The 19,536-nt window shown below is 71.6% G+C and carries 14 protein-coding genes; 8 read left to right on the forward strand and 6 right to left on the reverse strand.

The genetic code is table 11. The features are described from left to right. Positions 1 to 4 precede the first annotated feature (4 nt). Positions 5 to 1,258 carry an extracellular solute-binding protein gene (locus ACZ4D5_RS31360; RefSeq protein ID WP_467775830.1) on the reverse strand — a complete coding sequence of 418 codons (1,254 nt, stop codon included), beginning with the start codon at positions 1,256 to 1,258 and terminating at the stop codon, positions 5 to 7. A gap of 459 nt (positions 1,259 to 1,717) precedes the next feature. Here ACZ4D5_RS31360 and ACZ4D5_RS31365 point away from each other — a divergent pair, with 459 nt between their 5' ends. From ACZ4D5_RS31365 to ACZ4D5_RS31385, 5 genes are all read left to right on the forward strand, one after another. Beyond that, positions 1,718 to 2,341: a TetR family transcriptional regulator gene (locus ACZ4D5_RS31365; protein WP_467775831.1), complete on the forward strand. Its 624-nt coding sequence runs from the start codon at positions 1,718 to 1,720 to the stop codon at positions 2,339 to 2,341. Between the two features lie 151 nt (positions 2,342 to 2,492). Next, positions 2,493 to 3,254: a DeoR/GlpR family DNA-binding transcription regulator gene (locus tag ACZ4D5_RS31370; RefSeq protein WP_467775832.1), complete on the forward strand. Its 762-nt coding sequence runs from the start codon at positions 2,493 to 2,495 to the stop codon at positions 3,252 to 3,254. After that, a complete protein-coding gene (pfkB, locus tag ACZ4D5_RS31375) occupies positions 3,251 to 4,213 on the forward strand; it encodes a 1-phosphofructokinase (protein WP_467775833.1) in 963 nt (320 codons plus the stop codon). Before ACZ4D5_RS31370 ends, pfkB begins: the two co-directional genes overlap by 4 nt. 67 nt (positions 4,214 to 4,280) lie before the next feature. After that, positions 4,281 to 6,293: a PTS fructose transporter subunit IIABC gene (locus ACZ4D5_RS31380; protein ID WP_467775834.1), complete on the forward strand. Its 2,013-nt coding sequence runs from the start codon at positions 4,281 to 4,283 to the stop codon at positions 6,291 to 6,293. 106 nt (positions 6,294 to 6,399) lie between these two features. After that, a complete protein-coding gene (locus tag ACZ4D5_RS31385) occupies positions 6,400 to 6,654 on the forward strand; it encodes a hypothetical protein (protein ID WP_467775835.1) in 255 nt (84 codons plus the stop codon). Between the two features lie 19 nt (positions 6,655 to 6,673). Here ACZ4D5_RS31385 and ACZ4D5_RS31390 read toward each other — a convergent pair whose 3' ends face one another. The 5 genes from ACZ4D5_RS31390 to ACZ4D5_RS31410 all read right to left on the reverse strand — a co-directional run bounded on the left by ACZ4D5_RS31390 (position 6,674) and on the right by ACZ4D5_RS31410 (position 12,165). After that, positions 6,674 to 7,444: a DUF6227 family protein gene (locus ACZ4D5_RS31390; RefSeq protein ID WP_467775836.1), complete on the reverse strand. Its 771-nt coding sequence runs from the start codon at positions 7,442 to 7,444 to the stop codon at positions 6,674 to 6,676. Between the two features lie 158 nt (positions 7,445 to 7,602). After that, positions 7,603 to 8,811: a L,D-transpeptidase gene (locus ACZ4D5_RS31395; protein ID WP_467775837.1), complete on the reverse strand. Its 1,209-nt coding sequence runs from the start codon at positions 8,809 to 8,811 to the stop codon at positions 7,603 to 7,605. A gap of 144 nt (positions 8,812 to 8,955) precedes the next feature. Further along, entirely contained in the window at positions 8,956 to 10,005 is a 1,050-nt protein-coding gene (locus tag ACZ4D5_RS31400; RefSeq protein ID WP_467775838.1) for a P1 family peptidase, read from the reverse strand. A 58-nt stretch (positions 10,006 to 10,063) separates the two neighbouring features. Further along, complete coding sequence (locus ACZ4D5_RS31405; protein WP_467775839.1) at positions 10,064 to 11,335, reverse strand: low temperature requirement protein A; 1,272 nt, start codon at positions 11,333 to 11,335, stop codon at positions 10,064 to 10,066. Between the two features lie 32 nt (positions 11,336 to 11,367). After that, entirely contained in the window at positions 11,368 to 12,165 is a 798-nt protein-coding gene (locus tag ACZ4D5_RS31410) for a sirohydrochlorin chelatase (RefSeq protein ID WP_467775840.1), read from the reverse strand. 323 nt (positions 12,166 to 12,488) lie between these two features. Between ACZ4D5_RS31410 and nirB the strand changes: the two genes are divergently transcribed. The 3 genes from nirB (at position 12,489) to pflB (ending at position 19,439) form a co-directional block, all read left to right on the forward strand. Further along, on the forward strand, positions 12,489 to 15,347 hold the full coding sequence (gene nirB, locus ACZ4D5_RS31415; protein ID WP_467775841.1) for a nitrite reductase large subunit NirB: 2,859 nt from the start codon (positions 12,489 to 12,491) through the stop codon (positions 15,345 to 15,347). Between the two features lie 135 nt (positions 15,348 to 15,482). Next, entirely contained in the window at positions 15,483 to 16,916 is a 1,434-nt protein-coding gene (locus ACZ4D5_RS31420) for a NarK family nitrate/nitrite MFS transporter (RefSeq protein ID WP_467775842.1), read from the forward strand. Positions 16,917 to 17,168: 252 nt separating this feature from the next. Next, a complete protein-coding gene (gene pflB, locus ACZ4D5_RS31425; RefSeq protein ID WP_467775843.1) occupies positions 17,169 to 19,439 on the forward strand; it encodes a formate C-acetyltransferase in 2,271 nt (756 codons plus the stop codon). Positions 19,440 to 19,536 lie beyond the last annotated feature (97 nt).

A 19,536-nucleotide genomic window follows, 5' to 3' on the forward strand; every position in this document is an offset into this window, starting at 1 on the left:
AGCGCTAAAGCTCTGCCTGGGCCGCCGCCGTGTCCAAGGCCTCCAGTACCGCCTTGGGGCTGCCCCCCTCGGCCACCGCGCCGCCGATCCGCTCCCGCACCGCCGACCTCACCTCGGGCCACGAGCCGAGGTTCGTCGGCTGGAACTGCGCCAGCGGCATCTGGTCGATGAAGTCCCACATCGGCCGCTGCTTCGGGTCCTTGCGCAGGGCGTCGGACGCCGAGCTCGTCACCGGCAGCGCCGACTGGCTGCCGCCGTACGCGAGGGCGGACTTGCGCCCGTACACATAGCTCAGGAACGTCCCGCACTGCTCGCGCCGGCCGTTCTGCCTGAACGCCATCAGCCAGTCGTTGAGGCCCACCGGGGGCGCCGCGCCGCCGAGCTTCTTGGGGAACGGGGCGTGTGCGTAAGGGAACTTGGCCTTGTCCGCGGCGCCCATCAGGACCGGGTGCGCGATCATCATGCCGATTCTGCCGCGCAGGAACTGGGCGTACGCGTCCGTCCGCGTCAGCGACTTGGGGTCCGCGCCCGCGAGGCCCGGCTTCACCAGGTTGTCCCGCAGCCAGGTCAGGGTGTCGATGTTGCTGGGGTTCGCGAAGTCGTAGCCGGTGAGCCCGGCGTAGCCGCCGCCGTCCGCGAGCAGCCAGGCCAGCGCCTCGTCCTCGGCGGCCTCCGGGCCGAGCTGGAGTCCGTAGGGCGTGGGCACGCCGATCGCCTTCAACGCCTCGGCCGCGTCCCGCAGTTCGGCCCAGGAGCGGGGCGGCCTGACGCGGGCCTGCTTGAAGAGCGCCGTGTTGTAGAAGAGCCGCGGGGTGCTGGCCAGGAAGGGCATGCCGTACTGGGTGCGGTTGACCATGCCCGCCTCCGCGTACGAGCGGATGAAGTCGCCCTCGGTGCGGACGTCGAAGAGGTCGGACGCGCCGTAGAGCTTGCCGTCCTCGGCGTAGGGGGCGAAGAAGTTGGACTGGGCGATGTCGGGGGCGTCGCCGTCCTTCACGCGCCGGGCGAGGGTCTGGTCGAGCTTGGCGAACGGGATGCGTTCGAGGGCGACCTCGATGTCCGGGTGGGCCTTCTCGAAGGCGGAGACGAGGCTGCCCCACTGGTCGCCGATCGAGGAGCCCACGCTCTCGTCGTAGCTGGCCACGAGGAGTCTGAGGGGGGTGTCGGTCTCCGCCGAGCAGCCGCTGAGGCCCGCGGTGCCGAGGGCGGTGGCGCCGGCGAGGCCGGCGGTCTGGAGAAGGAACTGCCGACGACGCACTGCTGTCTGCCACCTCTTGCTCGCGTGCACCTCTACGTACGTGCCGGGCTGCGGCAGCGTACCGATCTGCGGTGGCAGATTCTGCCACAGAGGCAGTACGTGTCTTCGGGTGCCCTGAGCCGACACCGGAAGCCGCTTGCTGCGGGCGCTCGAAGCCGTTCGTCTGCGGGGGTTCGGCGCCGCTTGTCTCTGGGAGTTCGGCGCCGCTTGTCCGTGGGAGTCCGGAGCCCCTTGCCCGTGAGGGCCCGAAGCCGTTCGCCCGCAGGCGCTCGAAGCCGTTCGCCGCGGAGGCGCGAAGCCGCGTCTGCGGGCGCTCGAAGTCCTCCGCCGGGGCTCGAAGTTCTCCGCTGGGGCCCGGACACCCCTCCCCTGGGGCCCGGATCCCTCCTCCGGGGCCCGAAGCCCTCCGCGCGGCCGCCCGACAGGGCTCCCGCGCGGGGCTGGCATAACCTCGCTGCCATGCCCGCACGTACGCAGCCGTCACTCACCGAGCGCCGCAAGGCCGAGACCCGCCTCCACATCGCCCGCACGGCGGCGTCGCTCTTCGCCGCGGACGGGCTGCGGGCCACCCGCGCCGAGGACATCGCCCGGGCCGCGGGCGTCGCGCCGCGCACCTTTTACCGCTACTTCGCGACCAAGGAGGAGGCGGTGGCCCCGCTCTTCGCCGCGGGCGCGCAGCAGTGGGCGGAGGCGGTGCGTGCCGCACCGGCAGGGCTCGCGGTGCCGGACGCGCTGCGGTACGCGGTGACGCACGCCCTCGCCGCCGAGGGCGCGGAGGCGGTGGAGTCCCTGGAGTGGGTGCGCTCGCTGCTGCGGCTCTCGGGGGAGAGCCCGGCGCTGCGCGCGGTGTGGGCGGCCACCTGTCACACCTCGGAGGAGACGCTCCTCGCGGTCCTCGTGGAGCGGGCGTCCGCCGCGAGCCCCTCGCCGGAGCTGCGCCTTGCCGCGGGAGTGGCCAGCGCGGCGGTGCGGGTGGCCGTCGAGTCCTGGGCGGCGGGCGACGCCCCGGCCGCGGGCCCCGAGGGCCCGGCCACGCTCGCCACGCGCTGCCTCGGGGCGCTGGACGCGTTTCCCTGGCCGTAGGCCCTCGCGCCCTCAGGACGAAGGGGGCGTTCCATAGGGACCGAAGTCTGTTTGTGTCCGATCCGCGCCCGAACCTGTTTACTTTGCGGAAATCCGGCCGTACTCTCCGAGTGAAACCACAGGCTCGGGCACCCGGCGGAGGCAAACGGACATGTACGCACCGGAGCGGCAGCAGGAGATCCTGCGTCTCGCACGCGACGGCGGGCGGGTCGACGTGCTGTCGCTCGCCGAGGAGTTCCAGGTCACCGCGGAGACCATCCGCCGCGACCTGAAGGCGCTGGACCGGGCCGGACTCGTCCGGCGCGTGCACGGCGGTGCCATACCGGCCGGACGCCTCGACTTCGAGCCCGACCTCGCCGAGCGCGAGGGCACCGCCGCCGACGAGAAGGACCGCATCGCCCGCGCCGCCCTCGCCGAACTGCCCGCCGAGGGCAGCGTGATCCTGGACGCGGGGTCGACCGTCGCGCGGCTCGCCGCGGCGCTCCCGCTGGAGTCGACGCTCACCGTCGTCACGCACGGCCTGCCGACCGCCGCCCGCCTCGCCGACCACCCGGGCATCCAGCTCCACCTCATCGGCGGCCGCGTCCGGCGGCGCACGCGCGCGGCCGTCGACGCCTGGGCCCTGCGGGCGTACGGAGAGATCCGCGCCGACGTCGTCTTCCTCGCCGCCAACGGCTTCTCCGCCGGGGCCGGGCTCACCACCCCGGACCTTGCCGAGGCCGCGGTGAAGCGCGCGGCCGTCGCCGCGGCCCGCCGCGTCGTGCTGCTCGCGGACTCCGCCAAGCACGGCCAGGAGCACTTCGCCCGCTTCGGCGACCTCGCCGACGTGGACCTGCTGATCACCGACACCGGCCTCGACCCCGACGACGCCGCGGCCATCGAGGCCGCCGGCACGGAAGTAGTACGCGCATGATCCTCACCGTCACCCCGAACCCCTCCCTCGACCGCACCTACGAGGTCCCCTCGCTCGACCGCGGCGAGGTCGTCCGCGCCACCGGCGACCGCATGGACCCGGGCGGCAAGGGCGTCAACGTCTCGCGGGCCGTCGCGGCGGCGGGCGTGCGGACGGTCGCCGTGCTGCCGCTCGGCGGAGCGCCCGGCGCGCTGGTCGCCCAGCTCCTCGACGAGCAGGGCATCGAGGTCGCCCCGGTGCCGGTGGCCGGGCAGACGCGGTCCAACATCGCGGTCGCGGAGCCGGACGGCACGCTCACGAAGATCAACGCCACCGGCCCCGAACTGACGCGGGCAGAGCAGGAGTTGCTCCTGGCCACCGTCGGCGAGCGCTCCGCGGGCGCCGACTGGATCGCCTGCTGCGGCAGCCTCCCGCGCGGCCTGAAGCCCTCCTGGTACGCGGAGTTGGTGGCCCGCGCCCACGCCGCGGGCGCCCGGATCGCGCTCGACACCTCGGGGCCCGCCCTGCTCGCCGCGCTCGCCGAACGCCCCGACGTCGTCAAGCCCAACGCCGAGGAGCTCGCCGAAGCCGTCGGCCGTCCCCTCGCCACCGTCGGCGACGCGGTCGAGGCGGCGGAGGAACTGCGGAGGGCCGGTGCCCACGCCGTGCTCGCGAGCCTCGGCGCGGACGGCCAGCTCCTGGTCGACGCCTCGGGCGCGTACTTCGCGAGCGCCCCCGTCGACGCCGTACGCAGCAACGTCGGCGCAGGCGACTCCTCCCTGGCCGGTTTCCTGATCGCGGGCGGCGCGGGGCCGCGCGCGCTCGCCTCGGCCGTGGCACACGGCGCCGCCGCCGTCCAACTGCCGGGCAGCGCCATGCCGTCGCCCGCCGACCTCGTGCCGGACGCGGTCACCGTGACGGCCGAGGTCCCGCTGGACCGCGTACTCCTGGACCGCGTCCCCACGGGGCCCGCCGCATGATCCCTCCTGCCGCCTTCCCCACCCCACCTCTCGCCCGCCGGGCGATACGCGTGCGAAGGAGCCCGCGATGACCGACATGATCACCGCGGACCTGGTCGACCTCGAACTCGACCTGTCCGCCGAAACCAAGGAAGCGGCCGCCCGCGCGCTCGCCGAGCGGATGGTGGCCCTCGGGCGCGTGACCGACCTGGAGGGGTTCCTCGCCGACGTCGCGGCCCGCGAGGCGCAGATGCCGACGGGCCTGGACGGCGGCATCGGCATCCCGCACTGCCGCAGCGCGCACGTCACCGAGCCCACCCTGGCCTTCGGCCGCTCGGCCCGCGGCATCGACTTCGGGGCACCGGACGGCCCGGCGGACCTGATCTTCCTCATCGCGGCGCCGGCGGGTGCGGACGACGCCCACCTGACGATCCTTTCCTCGCTGGCACGGCAGTTGATGGACGAGGAGTTCACGGGGGCGCTGCGGGGCGCGGCGGACGCGGCGACGGCGGCGGCTCTGATCGCCGGTGACGAGGCGGCGCCGCGGGAATCCGGTGGGGACTTTGGTGGGGACTCCGGTGGGGAACCCGATCAACCCCCGCGCTCCGAGGACAGGTTCACGATCGTCGCCGTCACCTCCTGTCCCACCGGCATCGCCCACACCTACATGGCCGCCGAGTCCCTGGAGAACGCCGCCCGCGAGGCGGACGTACAGCTCACGGTCGAGACGCAGGGCTCCGCCGGGTTCACCCGCCTCGACCCCGCGGTCATCGCGGCCGCGGACGCGGTGATCTTCGCCCACGACGTCCCCGTGAGGGACAAGAACCGCTTCGCGGGCAAGCCCACCGTCGACGTGGGAGTGAAGGCAGGCATCAACCGCCCCGCCGAACTCATCGCGGAGGCGAGGGAGAAGGCGGCCCGTGGCGAGACCACCGCCCCTTCCACCGGCCCCACTCCGGTGGAGGGCGCAGGCGACGAGGGCGACGGCTACGCCACCAGGCTCCGCAAGTGGCTGATGTCCGGCGTCAGTTACATGGTCCCCTTCGTCGCCGCGGGCGGCCTCCTCATCGCCCTCGGCTTCGCCATCGGCGGCTGGAAGATCGACAAGGCCCCGTCCGTCGCCGAGCACTTCATCTGGACGGACCACACCAGCTGGGCCGCGCTCCTGTTCCAGATCGGCGGGCTCGCCTTCGCCTTCCTGGTCCCGGTCCTCGCGGGCTACATCGCGTACGGAATGGCCGACAGGCCGGGCCTCGTGCCGGGATTCGTCGGCGGTTCGGTCGCCGTCACCATCAACGCGGGCTTCCTCGGCGGCCTCGCCGCGGGTCTGATCGCGGGCGCCGTGGTCATGGGCATCCAGCGGGTCCGCATCCCGGCCGTGCTGCGCGGCATCATGCCGGTCGTGGTGATCCCGCTGATCTCCTCGGCGGTGGTCGGCTTCCTGATGTTCCTGGTGGTCGGCAAGCCGATCGCCTCGCTGCAGAACGCGCTGACCGACTGGCTGGAGGGCCTCTCCGGGGCCAACGCGATCATCCTCGGCGTGATCCTCGGCCTGATGATGTGCTTCGACCTCGGCGGCCCGCTGAACAAGGTCGCGTACGCCTTCGCGGTCGGCGGCCTCGCCCACCCGACCGACGGCAGCCTCAAGGTCATGGCCGCGGTGATGGCGGCCGGCATGGTCCCGCCGCTGGCCATGGCGCTCGCCACGACCGTCCGGGGCCGCCTGTTCACCAGGACCGAGCGGGAGAACGGCAAGGCGGCCTGGTTCCTCGGCGCCTCCTTCATCACCGAGGGCGCGATCCCGTTCGCCGCGGCCGACCCGCTGCGTGTGATCCCCGCCTCGATGGCGGGCGGCGCGGTCACCGGCGCGCTCTCGATGGCCTTCGGGTGCACGCTGCGCGCCCCGCACGGCGGTGTCTTCGTGGTCCCGCTGATCGGTCAGCCGCTGCTCTACCTGGTCGCCGTCGCCGCCGGTGTCTGTGTCTCGACGGCCGTGGTCGTCCTGCTCAAGGGCGCGCGGAAGCAGGTGTTCTCGGACACGGCGCCGGAGGGCGCGGAGACGGCCGAGACCGCCGGGAAGCGCGTGCCGACGGCGGTCTGACCCGCCTGGAGAGGCCGACAAGGGGGGTGCGACTTGCGTCACTTCGGGACCTAAGTCCCATAACCCCCCTGTCGGAAGTCCTGTGCCCTGTTGTCTACTGGGCCGCATGTTCCAGGATGTCTCGATCGTTCAGCAGATAGGCGTGGCCGTGCTCGCCGTGGCGACCGTCGTCTGGGCCGTCGGCCTGGTGCGGGTGATGCGCAAGGACCGCTACGACGTGGAGGTGTGGCGCCGCTCCCAGGTGCTCCGCTCCCTGCCGGCCCAGCAGGGTCCGCCGCGCGCGGAGACCGTGGAACTGACGGCGGACGAGCGGGCCGCCTTCGCCGGTCTGGTACGGCAGTTCGGCGACGGCCGCTCCTAGCCGCCCCCTCGGGCCGCCGTCAGGCCTGGGCCTCGCGCCCTGCCGTCCTGGCCCTGCGCTGCATCGCCGCGCGGGCCTCCTCCTCGGTGGCGTACACCTCGCACATGTGCCGCCCGTCGGGCGTGAGGGTGTGCTCGACCTCCCACAGGCTGATCTCGCCGCCGTCGAAGAGCAGGAACGCGTGCTCGTAGAGCGAGAAGCACAGGCGCACCTCGCCGGTCAGCAGGGAACGGCCGAAAGCCTGCGTGATCTGGTGCGCGAACGCGGAGCGCAGCAGGCGCCCGACGTCCTCGCCGGGGAGGCCGCCGTCGGGGTTCTCCGCGCGGCGCAGCAGACGGCGCGCGTGGTCCGCGGAGTCGTCGGGGACGTACGCGTGGCGGGGTTCGGCGTCGGGCGGGAGCTGCACCGCGACGTGCCGTCCGCACAGCGGCGGATCGGGCGGCAACGGAAGCCGCGAGGTGGCGACGCCCGCCTCCTCCTCGTCGGCGTAGATCTCGTACGTCGGGGCGCTGCCCGGCGCGGTGTTGTGGACGAGTTCCCAGAGCGTGAGCACCGTGGTGTCGGCGAGCAGCCAGGTGTGTCGGTACGTCTCTCGGTGCAGGCCCGAGCTGTGGTGCGCGGAGTGCAGGGAACTGTCGTGGGCCAGGGCGGAGTCGAGGCGGGCCAGCACCTCGTCCGGCAGGTCGAAGGAGTTCAGGGCGCGGCCGAGAAGTCGCTCGAGGTGCTCCTCCGGGGAGTGTGGCTCGGGCGACTCGGGTGGCTCGTACGCCGTTTCGTACGGAACGCTCAAGGCTTCTCCCGGCGTTGCTGCATGTCACCTGGTGAGTGCATACCGTAGCCCCTGGGTCGGACATCATGCCCGGGAACGGGAAAACGTACGAGCCACGTGGGAAGTTCCCACGTGGCTCGCTCAGTTGAGGTCCCGCCGAGGGCGAGGTCCCGGGTGCGTCAGCTCGCGCTGCCCGCCGTCCACTCGCTCCAGGACATGTTCCAGCCGTTGAGGCCGTTGTCCGGGGCGATGGTCTTGTCGGGGGAGCCCTTGACCGTCACGATGTCGCCGATCAGGGAGTTGTTGAAGAACCACGCGCCCGGCGTGTTCGGGTCGCCCGCGCCCTGCGCGTCCTGCAGGCCGACGCAGCCGTGGCTGGTGTTGCCGCTGCCGAACGGCGCGCCCCAGTAGTTGCCGTGGATGAACGTGCCCGAGGTGGACAGGCGCATCGCGTGCGGGACGTCCTTGATGTCGTACTCGCCGCCGAAGCCGACCGTCGAGCCGTTCATGCGCGTCTGCGTGAACTTCTCGGAGATCACCATCTTGCCGTTGTACGTGGGGTTCTGCGGGCTGCCCGCCGAGATCGGGATGGTCTTGATGACCTTGCCGTCGCGCTCGACCGTCATCTGGTGGGACTTGGCGTCGACGGTGGAGACCTGGGCGCGGCCGATGGTGAAGGTGACCGTCTTGTTCTGTACGCCGGTGGCGCCGTTCGCGCCCTTCACGCCGTCCAGGGCGATCTTCATCGTGACCTTGGAACCGGCCTTCCAGTACTCCTCGGGCCGGAAGTCCAGACGCTGGTTGCCGAACCAGTGGCCGACGACCTTCTGGCCGCTGCTGGACGTGACCGTGATGGCCGACTGGACGTCCTTCTTCTGCGTGATCGCCTTGTCGAAGGTGAAGGAGACGGGCATGCCGACGCCGACCGTGGTGCCGTCGTCGGGCGTGTAGGTGCCGATGAAGCTGTTGGCGGAGGAGACCGTGGTGAACGTCGCGTTCTCGGTCGCCGCGTTGCCCTCGCCGTCCTTGGCGTTGGCGGTCACCTTGTACTTGGTGCCGCGCTCCAGCTGACCCTTGGGCTTCCAGGAGGAGCCGTCGCCGGAGATGGTGCCCTCGACCGCGGCGCCGGACGTCACGGACGTCATCTTCACGCTCGTCAGCTTGCCGCCCTTGACCTTGACGCCGGTGGCGTTGATCGAGGCGTCGGTGGCGCCGTCCTTGGAGGAGATGGTGATGTCGGCGCCCTTGGCCGAGCCGCCGCCCTTCTTGTCGTCCTTGGCGTCCGCGTCTCCGCCGCAGGCCGAGAGGGTCAGCGCACCCACGGCGGCGAGCGCGGTGGCTGCCAGCAGGGCACGGCGCCGGGGGTTGACTATGACCGACCTTGTCACGGGCTGCTCCAAGTACGTGTTCTGATCCAGTACGGGTAAAGAGCGGCCTGTGCGCGGAGAGGTTCCTTCCGGTTGGTGTGAGTGTGGGCACATCCGAGGGCCCAACGGGTAGGCCCGATGGGCGATTTGCCCCCATTGGGGGTGCTATTTCTGGAGCTGCTCGGCCTGCTTCTCGTAGAGATCGAGGTACGAGGGGAAGGTCCCGCCCGGCGTCTCCACGGAGTCCGCCGCGAGCAGCGCCCGCACGATCGCCTCCGTCACCATGTCCGCGCCCGCCGCGAGGAGCTCGTTGAGGGCGAGGGGGTTGGCGGCGTCCAGGGCGTGCTCGCCGGTGGCGAGGGCGAAGATCGCGTCCCCGTCGTTGAGGAGGTGGACGGGGCGCACGGCGCGCGCCAGGCCGTCGTGCGACGTGCCGGCCAGCTTCTGCGCCTGGGCCTTGGTGAGCTCGGCATCGGTGGCGACCACGGCGAGCGTGGTGTTCAGCGGCGGCGGCCCGCCCTTGGCGGCGGCCTCCGCGAGGCGCCGCTTCGCCTCCTCGTGGGCCTCGGGCGAGGGGTGGTCCACCTGCCGCCCCTGGTAGTACCGCCCGTACAGCGCGCCCGTCTCCGGATCGAACCCCGAGCCCGCGGCGTTCGCCACGACGAGCGCGGCGACCGTGACCCCCGATTCGAGACGGACGCTCGCGCTGCCGACACCGCCCTTGACCCTGCCGACCACCGCGCCCGCGCCCGCGCCGACGTTGCCCTGCGCGACGGGGGCGAACGGCTCGGTGCGCGCGGCGTCCTCGACGGCGGCGCGACCGGTCCCCGCGTCGGGCCTCGCCGTGAAGTCACCGCCCCGGCCCAGGTCGAAGACGCAGGCGGCCGGGACGACCGGGACGACGTGCGAGGGGTCGGGGCCGACCCGCACGCCCCGCCCCTGCTCCTCCAGCCACGCCACTACCCCGGACGCGGAGTCCAGGCCGTACGCGCTGCCGCCGGTGAGGACGACGGCCTCGACGCGCTGCACCAGATTGCGCGGATCGAGCGCGTCCGTCTCGCGGGTCCCGGGGCCTCCGCCGCGCACGTCCACGGCGGCGACGGCGCCGCCCTCGGGCGCCAACACGACGGTGGTCCCGGTGAGTTGCCCGTCGCCGATCCTGGTGGCGTGCCCGACACGCAGACCCGCGACGTCGGTCAGGGAGTCAGTAGTCATACGTCGATGCGTACCACGCACGTCTGTTCCTGGCGCCGGTCCGCGCGCGTGGCGAGCGTCACCCCGCGGGGGCGCCCGCCCTGTCGTCCCGCCGTGTCATGCGCGTCGTGAGCGTCACCCCCGTGGCGACCGTCGCCGTCGTCACCAGGCCCGCGACGAGCACCGCCCAGCGCCCCGCGAACGTGCTCGCGAGCACCGCCAACGCGCTGACCGGAAGCACCAGTTGCTGCGCGAGCCCCACCTTGTAGTAGCGGGAGTGCAGCGCCCACACGGTGGTCAGGTAGAGCGCGGTCGGCACGGTCACCGCCGCGGACGCGGCCCACGTCGAGATGTGCGCCTTGCCGACGGCCTGCTCGACCGCCACCTCGATCCCGGCACCGATCGCCGCGGCGGACCCGAGGATCACGTAGTGGCCGTAACCCCACAGGAACGCCTGCCGGTTGCTCCTCAGCCGCCCGTGGATGGGCACGACGAAGTAGATCCACCATGCGGCGAACACGATGAGCAGACCGCCCGCGGCGATCGGCAGCAGCTCGTCCAGCGCGTCGTTCTCCTCGATGCCCGACTTCACCGCCACGGTCGCCGCGGCGATGGTCTCGCCGAGCACGATGATCGTGAACAGGCCGTACCGCTCGGAGATGTGGTGCGGGTGCCAGGCCGTGGTGTACGCCCGCTCCGCGATCACCGGCACGCTCATCTCGGCGACCGCCATGACCAGGAACAGCCAGGACCGCGCGCCCTCCGGCAGGAAGAGCAGCCCCGACCAGCCGATCTGGCAGACGACCACGCCGATCGCGTACCGCAGGGCCGTCGCGCGCTCGGCGCCCGTCGCCGCCCTGGCGACGCGCAGCCACTGGGAGGAGAGCGCGATGCGCATGATCAGGTAGCCGAGCCAGACGAGGAGGAAGTCGTGATCCTCGAAGGCCTTGGAGACTCCGGCGGCGAAGACGAGGACGCCGGCGATCTGGATCAGCGTGACCACGCGGTACAGCGCGTCGTCGTTGTCGTACGCCGAGGAGAACCAGGAGAAGTTGACCCAGGCCCAGAACAGCGCGAAGAAGAGCATCGCGTAGTTGAGGATGCCCTCGGCCGTGTGGCCCTCGGCGACGGCGTGCACCAGCTCGGCACCGGCCTGGGCGACCGCCACGACGAAGCAGAGGTCGAAGAAGAGCTCCAGCGGTGTCGCCGCGCGGTGCCCCTCGTCCCGGTCCCGGGCCAGGAGCGGCCGCAGGGGCTTGGTGAAGGGTGGGTTCGGTGCGGATGGCGCGGCCGGTGTTCCTGGCGGGGTGGAGGGGCTCCCGGGTGTGGGGGAGGCGGGAGAGGTCGTCATGCCTCCCAGAACAGCAGAAGCAGTACGCCGAATCAGGCTGCTGCGCCGAGCGGCGGCACAGGGACACCCGGGCGACGCAAGGCGGGGGCGTCCTCAGCCGCGGCGCGGCCGCCGCGCCGCGGGGCAGGGGCCGCCACGGACTCGTAGCGCCGCAGGACCAGGGCCGCCACCGCCGGGTGGTCGGCGAGCGGCTCGGCCACCGCGTCGGCCCCGGCCTCGGTGAGCGCGACGGTGAACCGCCCCGGGGCGAGCAGATGCGCGGCCACGGCCACCTTCCGGTGCCCGGCACTCCGCAGGAGCGCGACGGCTTCGGGGACGGTGGGCTCGGCGGCCGAGCAGTACGCGGTGCGCACCGGGACGGCGGGCAGCAGCGCCCGCAGCTGCCGGGCGGCGGCCAGAGCCCCGTCGTTCCCGCCGGGGCGCGACGATCCGGCCGCGGCGAGGACCACGGCGTCGGCCCGCACTCCCGCGCGCCGCTCGGCCTCGCGCAGCCGGTCCCGCAGCGCGAGGGCGACGCAGGGGTCCCCGCGAAGGCCTTCGGCGAGCACGCAGCCGTGGCCCCGGGCCGCGACCACGGCGGGGATGTCGACGGTGCGGTGATACCCGTCCCCGAGAAGAAGGGGCACGACGACACAAGGCTCCGCCCCTTGCCCCCTCTCCTGCAGCTCCTGCAGCTCCTGCAGCTCCTCCAGCTCCTCCAGCGCTTCGGCGAGGGAGGGGGACTGGTGGTCGAGATGGCCGATGACGGGCCGCACCCCGCCGAGCCGCTCGACCCGGTCGCACAGCCGCCGGAGGGTGTGGCCGGCACCGGGCAGCGCACTGCCGTGCACAGCGAGAACGAGAGGTCGCACGGTCCGTCCCATCCGAAGCCGGAGCACTCTGGATCTGTGCGAGCGGGCCCGGGGCGGGACAGTGGTGTCGCCGCACTCCCGCCCCGGAAACCGCATCGCCACGGGCCGCGCTCTTGGTCGGGGAGCAGCCCGTCGTCCACGACGCTACGCCCGCCGCCGCCCGCGGACCGCCGCCAAAAGCCCTGACCGCACGGGCCGTTGGGCCCCCGCGGAAGGGCCCTTCTCGGCCCGCCCCCGAGCCCCGCCCGGCCTACCGTCAAGAGGAACGCACCCACCCACCTCAGACGACGGAGTGTGCCCCCATGACCCAGAACCTGGTGCTCATCGGCCACGGAATGGTGGGCCACCGCCTCCTGGAATCCCTGGCGGAACGGGGCGCGATCGCCGGCCCGGGCGACGCCACCGCCCCGGGCTCCACGGCCGCCGGAGAGAGCACCACCCCCGGCTGGCACGTCACCGTCCTCGCCGAGGAGGACCGGCCCGCCTACGACCGCGTCCACCTCTCCTCCGCCTTCACCGGGGCCACCGACGCCGAACTCTCCCTCTGCGACGCCGACTTCACCGACCGGCACGGCATCGATCTGCGGCTCGGCGACCCGGTCGAGCACATCGACACCGCCGCCCGCACCGTCACCACCACCTCCGGGGCCACCGTCCCCTACGACGCCCTGGTCATCGCCACCGGCTCCTACCCCTTCGTGCCGCCCGTCGAAGGCGCCGACGCCCCCGGCTGCTTCACCTACCGCACGCTGTACGACGTCGAGACCCTCACCTCGTACGCCTCCGAGGAGAACCGCACCACCGGCGTCGTCATCGGCGGCGGACTCCTCGGCCTGGAGGCCGCCGGGGCCCTGCGCACCCTCGGCCTTCGCACCCACGTCGTCGAGTTCGCACCCCGCCTCATGCCGCTCCAGGTCGACGACGGAGGCGCCGCCGCCCTGCGCGCCACCATCGAGTCGATGGGCGTGGCCGTGCACACGGGCGTCGGGGCGAGCCAGGTCGAGACCGACACCGACGGGTCCGTGCGCGCCCTGCGCCTGAGCGACGGCCGTGTCATCGACGCCGACGTCGTGGTCTTCTCCGCTGGCGTACGCCCCCGGGACCGCCTCGCCCGGGAGGCCGGCCTCGCCGTGGGCGACCGGGGCGGCGTCGTCGTCGACGAGCACTGCCGCACCACCGACCCCTACGTCTACGCCGTCGGCGAGTGCGCCCAGACCGCCGACGGGCGCGTCTACGGCCTGGTCGCCCCCGGCTACCAGATGGCCGACACCGTCGCCGACGCCCTCGCGGGCGAGGGGACCTCGGTCTTCACCGGTGCCGACACCTCCACCAAGCTGAAGCTGATGGGCGCCGACGTGGCCTCCTTCGGCGACCCCTTCGCGCCCGAGGGCGAGGACGGCGGCGCGGTCTCCGTCGTCTTCTCCGACACCCGCGAGGGTGTCTACAAGAAGCTGCTGCTCGGCCCCGAAGGACAGCTGCTCGGCGGCATCCTGGTCGGCGACGCCGATGCCTACGGCACCCTGAAGCCGCACGCGGGCCGCCCCCTGCCCGCACCCCCCGAGGCCTACGTCCTGCCCGTGTCCGGCGTCGAACTCCCGGGCGCCGACGCCCTCCCCGACGACGCCGTCGTCTGCAGCTGCCACAACGTCACCAAGGCCGCCGTCCGCACCGCCGTCACCGAGAACTCCCTCACCGACATCGGCGGCATCAAGCGCTGCATCAAGGCGGGCACCGGCTGCGGAGGCTGCCTCTCCACCCTCCAGTCCGTGCTCGACGCGGAGCTCGCCGCCGCCGGCGTCGAGAAGCCCAAGGGCCTGTGCGAACACTTCGCGCTGAGCCGCGCCGAGATCTACGAGACCGTACGCACCGAAGGCATCCGTTCCTTCACCGAGCTGATGGCCGAGCACGGCCTGGGCGGCGAGGGCTGCGCGGTCTGCAAGCCTGTCGTCGGCAACGTGCTCGGCACTCTCGCGCCCGAACTCGGCCTGCGCCACGTCCTGGACGGCGAGCAGGCCGCCCTCCAGGACTCCAACGACCTCTTCCTCGCCAACCTCCAGAAGGACGGCACCTACTCCGTCGTCCCGCGCGTCCCCGGCGGTGAGATCACCCCCGCCCAGCTCATCGCCATCGGCGAGGTCGCCCGCGACTTCGACCTCTACACCAAGATCACCGGCGGTCAGCGCATCGACCTCTTCGGCGCCCGCGCCGACCAACTCCCCGCGATCTGGCGCCGCCTGGTCGACGCGGGCCTGGAGTCCGGCCACGCCTACGGCAAGTCCCTGCGCACCGTGAAGTCCTGTGTCGGCGCCAAGTTCTGCCGGTTCGGGCAGGGCGACTCCGTCCAGCTCGCCATCGACCTGGAGCTGCGCTACCGAGGCCTGCGCACCCCGCACAAGATCAAGGGCGGTGTCTCCGGCTGTCTGCGCGAGTGCGCCGAGGCCCGCGGCAAGGACATCGGCGTCATCGCCACCGCCAACGGCTGGAACCTCTACGTCGGCGGCAACGGCGGCACCACCCCGCGCCACGCCGACCTCCTCGCCGCCGACCTGACCACCGCCGAACTCCTGCGTCTGGTCGACCGCTTCCTCATGTACTACCTGCGCACCGGCGAGCGCCTGGAGCGCACCGCCCCGTGGTGCGAGCGCATCGGCGGCCTCGACCACCTGAAGTCCGTCCTGATCGACGACTCCCTGGGCATCTGCGCCGAGTTGGAGGCCCAGATGGACCGCCACGCGGCGGCCTACCAGGACGAGTGGCAGGCGGTCCTCGACGACCCGCGGGCGCTCGCCCGCTTCGAGCGGCACCTGCCGCGGCCGTCGCCCGAGTTCCTGGAGCCGGGCCGCGGCCGGGCGGCCGTCCTGCCCGACGGCTCCGAGGCCGCCCTCTTCAAGGACGGCGACGGCACGGTCTACGCGGTCGGCAACCGCGACCCGTTCTCCGGCACCGACGTGATCGCCCACGGCATCCTGGGCACGCGCGACGGCCGCCCCGTCGTGGCGTCCCCGATGCACAAGCAGGAGTTCGACCTGCGGACCGGGGAGTGCCTGGACGACCCGTCGGTCACGCTGCCGGTGCACGAGGTGCCGACGACCGGTGCCTCGGCGCACGAGGCGTCGGCGGTCGAGGTCCCGGCGGTCGAGGTCTCGGCCCACGAGGTCTGAAGTCCCGCCACACTCCTGGTCTTTGGCCTGGTCAGCAGGTGCCCTACGCCTCTGCTGCCCGGGCCTCGCGCGCAGGAGTCTGGATACGTCAGGCCCCGTAGCAAGGTCGGGACCCTGAGCGAACTGGGAACCAACATGAGATCGCCTGCCGCCCAAGAGGCGCGGACCGCGCCCGAGGGAACGTCGTACGACCCCGCGCAGTACCGCCCCGGCCGCACCATCACCGACTGGGAGCCGGAGAACGAGCTCTTCTGGAAGTCCACCGGCAAGAAGGTCGCCGCCCGCAACCTGTGGATCGCGGTCCCCGCGCTCCTGGTCGCCTTCGTGGTCTGGCAGGTGTGGTCGGTCACCGCGACCAACCTCAAGGACGTCGGCTTCGGCTTCTCCACGTCGCAGCTGTTCTGGCTGACCGCCGTCCCGGGCCTGACGGGCGGCACGGCCCGGATCTTCTACACCTTCCTCGGCCCGATGATCGGCCAGCGCCGCTTCACCGCGCTCTCCACGATCGTCCTGGTCGTCCCCCTGATCTGGCTCGGCATCGCGGTCCAGAACCCCGACACCTCGTACGGCGTGATGATCGCCATCGCCGCCCTGTGCGGCGTCGGCGGCGCCAACTTCGCCTCGTCCCTCGCCAACATCGGCTTCTTCTTCCCCAAGAAGGACAAGGGCAACGCGACCGGCATCAACGGCGGCCTCGGCAACCTCGGCGTCTCCGTCGTCCAGCTGCTCACCCCGATCGTCATCACCAGCTCGGTCATCGCGGTCGGCTCGGCCCAGCACAAGGCCGACGGCACACCGGTCTGGCTGCAGAACGCCGCCTTCCTGTGGGTGCCCGTCCTGGTGATCCTGGCCGTCATCGCCTGGTTCGGCCAGAACGACCTCAAGGTCGCGGCGACCCCCTTCAGCCAGCAGAAGATCATCTTCAGGCGCAAGCACAACTGGCTGATGACCTGGCTCTACGTCGGCACGTTCGGTTCCTTCATCGGCTTCGCGGCGGCCCTGCCGATGCTCATCAAGACCACGTTCACCCCGATCGACGCGGCCTACTCCGCGGCCACCTACGCCTGGATGGGCCCGGCCGTCGGCGCGCTCGCCCGCTGGGCCGGCGGCTGGATCGCGGACAAGATCGGCGGCGCGAGGGTCACCATCATCTCGTTCGTGGGCATGGCGCTCTCCATCATCGGCGTCATCAACTTCCTTCCCTCCGGCGGCGACAACGGCAACTTCTGGGGCTTCTTCGCCTGCTTCCTGTGCGCGTTCTTCTTCTCGGGCATCGGCAACGGCTCGACGTTCCGCCAGATCCCGGTGATCTTCCGCAACCAGCACCTGAAGGGCCTGACGGAGGGCACACCCGAGTACGCGAAGGCGCTGAAGCAGGCCGAGATGGAGGCGGGTGCCGTCACCGGCTTCACCTCCGCCATCGCGGCGTACGGCTTCTTCTTCATCCCGGCGATGTTCGCCAACTTCGCGGTCACCAGCGCGATGTGGGGTTTCGTGGCCTTCTACGCCAGCTGTGTCGCGGTCGCCTGGTGGTTCTACGCCCGCAAGGGCGCGGAGTCCCCGAGCTGACGCACCGGCCTCTCCACCATTCCCGGCCGTCCCGTACCACGGGATGGCCGGGAATTTCTTGTGAATGCGTTCACAAGCGAACTTGGGTCCAAAGTCCCACACGAATCCCCAGGTCGGAGCGGTATTCGGGATTCCGGGCCACGGGGAAAGGGGACCATCGGTCCCCAAGCGAGGACCATTGCGTGCTCCCTGATCGATCAAACAGGAGTGGAATGGAGGCGTAGCGAAGAAGCGATACGGAAGGTGCGCGTCATGACTGCCACTCCTGCGGAAACGACAGTGAACGGCGAGGCCTGGGACGGTTTCAAGGGCGGCCTGTGGCGGGACGCCATCGACGTCCGCGACTTCGTGCAGCAGAACTACACCCCGTACGAAGGCGACGACTCCTTCCTCGCGGGCCCGACCGAACGCACCACCCAGGTCTGGCAGAAGCTCCTCTCGATGTTCCCCACCGAGATCGAGCGCGGCATCCACGACGTGGACGTGAAGACCCCCTCGCGGATCGACGCCTTCAAGCCCGGCTACATCGACGGCACCGCCGCCGACCACAAGGACCTGATCGTCGGCCTGCAGACCGACGCCCCGCTCAAGCGCGCGATCATGCCCAACGGCGGCTGGCGGATGGTCGAGGGCGCCCTCAACGCCTACGGCTACGAGGCCGACCCCGAGGTCAGGGACATCTACACCCACCTGCGCAAGACCCACAACGAAGGTGTCTTCGACGCCTACACACCCGAGATCCGCGCCTGCCGCTCCTCCGGCATCATCACCGGCCTGCCCGACGCCTACGGCCGCGGCCGCATCATCGGCGACTACCGCCGCGTCGCCCTCTACGGCGTCGACCGTCTGATCGCAGCGAAGGAGGCCGACAAGGCCGCCCTCGGCGAGGAATGGGCGACCGAGGACGTCATCCGGGGCCGCGAGGAGGTCTCCGAGCAGATCAAGGCCCTCAAGGAACTGAAGGCCATGGCGATGTCGTACGGCTACGACATCGCGCGGCCCGCCACCACGGGGCGCGAGGCCATCCAGTGGCTCTACTTCGCCTACCTGGCCGCCGTGAAGGAGCAGAACGGCGCGGCCATGTCGATCGGCCGCATCGACAACTTCCTCGACATCTACCTCCAGCGTGACATCGAGGCCGGCCGCATCACCGAGGCCGAAGCCCAGGAGTTCATCGACGACTTCGTCATCAAGCTCCGCATCGTCCGCTTCCTGCGCACCCCGGAGTACAACGAGCTCTACTCGGGCGACCCGACCTGGGTCACCTGGTCGATGGCGGGCATCGGCACCGACGGCCGCCCGCTGGTCTCGCGCACCACCTTCCGTGCCCTGCAGACCCTCTACAACCTCGGCCCGGCCCCCGAGCCGAACCTCACGGTCTTCTGGTCGCGGCAACTGCCCAGGGGCTTCAAGGAGTTCGCCGCCAAGGTCGCCATCGACACCTCGGCCATCCAGTTCGAGTCGGACGAGCTGATGCGTCCCAAGTACGGCGACGACACCGCGATCGCCTGCTGCGTCTCGGCGATGGCCGTCGGCAAGCAGATGCAGTTCTTCGGCGCCCGTGTGAACGTCGCCAAGGCGCTCCTCTACGCGATCAACGGCGGCCGCGACGAGAAGTCCGGCAAGACCGTCGTGCAGGGCTTCACGCCCATCGAGGGCGAGTACCTCGACTACCCGACCGTCGTGAAGCAGTACGACGCGATGCTCGACTGGCTGGCCAGGACGTACGTCCACGCGCTCAACGTCATCCACTACATGCACGACAAGTACGCCTACGAGCGCATCGAGATGGCGCTGCACGACCAGGAGATCCTGCGCACCATGGCGTGCGGCATCGCGGGCCTCTCGGTCGCCGCCGACTCGCTCTCGGCGATCAAGCACGCCAGGGTCAAGGTGATCCGCGACGAGACGGGCCTCGCCGTCGACTACGAGATCGAGGGCGACTACCCGGCCTACGGCAACAACGACGACCGCGCCGACGACATCGCGAAGCGCATCGTGCACGACTTCATGGAGAAGGTCCGCAAGCACCCCACCTACCGGAACGCGGTGCACACCCAGTCGGTGCTGACCATCACCTCGAACGTCGTCTACGGCAAGAAGACCGGCAACACCCCCGACGGCCGCCGCGCCGGCACGCCCTTCGCCCCGGGTGCCAACCCGATGAACGGCCGTGACGAGCACGGTTACATCGCCTCGGCCATGTCGGTCGCCAAGCTGCCCTACGACGACGCCGAGGACGGCATCTCGCTGACCAACACCATCACCCCGGACGCGCTCGGCCGCACCCCCGAGGAGCGGGTGGAGAACCTCGCCGGCGTCCTGGACGGCTTCATGGCGAGCGACGGCTTCCACATGAACGTCAACGTGCTCAACAAGGCGACCCTGGAGGACGCCATGGAGCACCCGGAGAACTACCCGCAGCTGACCATCCGGGTCTCCGGATACGCGGTCAACTTCATCCGGCTGACCCGCGACCAGCAGCTCGACGTCATCAACCGCACCTTCCACGGCTCCCTCTGAGCCACCGGCTCCCGCACCGGAGCCGCCCCCGATCCGCGGCCCCGGGGCCGGGCCCTCACCCCGGCTCCGGGAGCCGCGCACACCATGTCCTGCCAGT

The organism is Streptomyces sp. NPDC025651 (assembly GCF_055558735.1).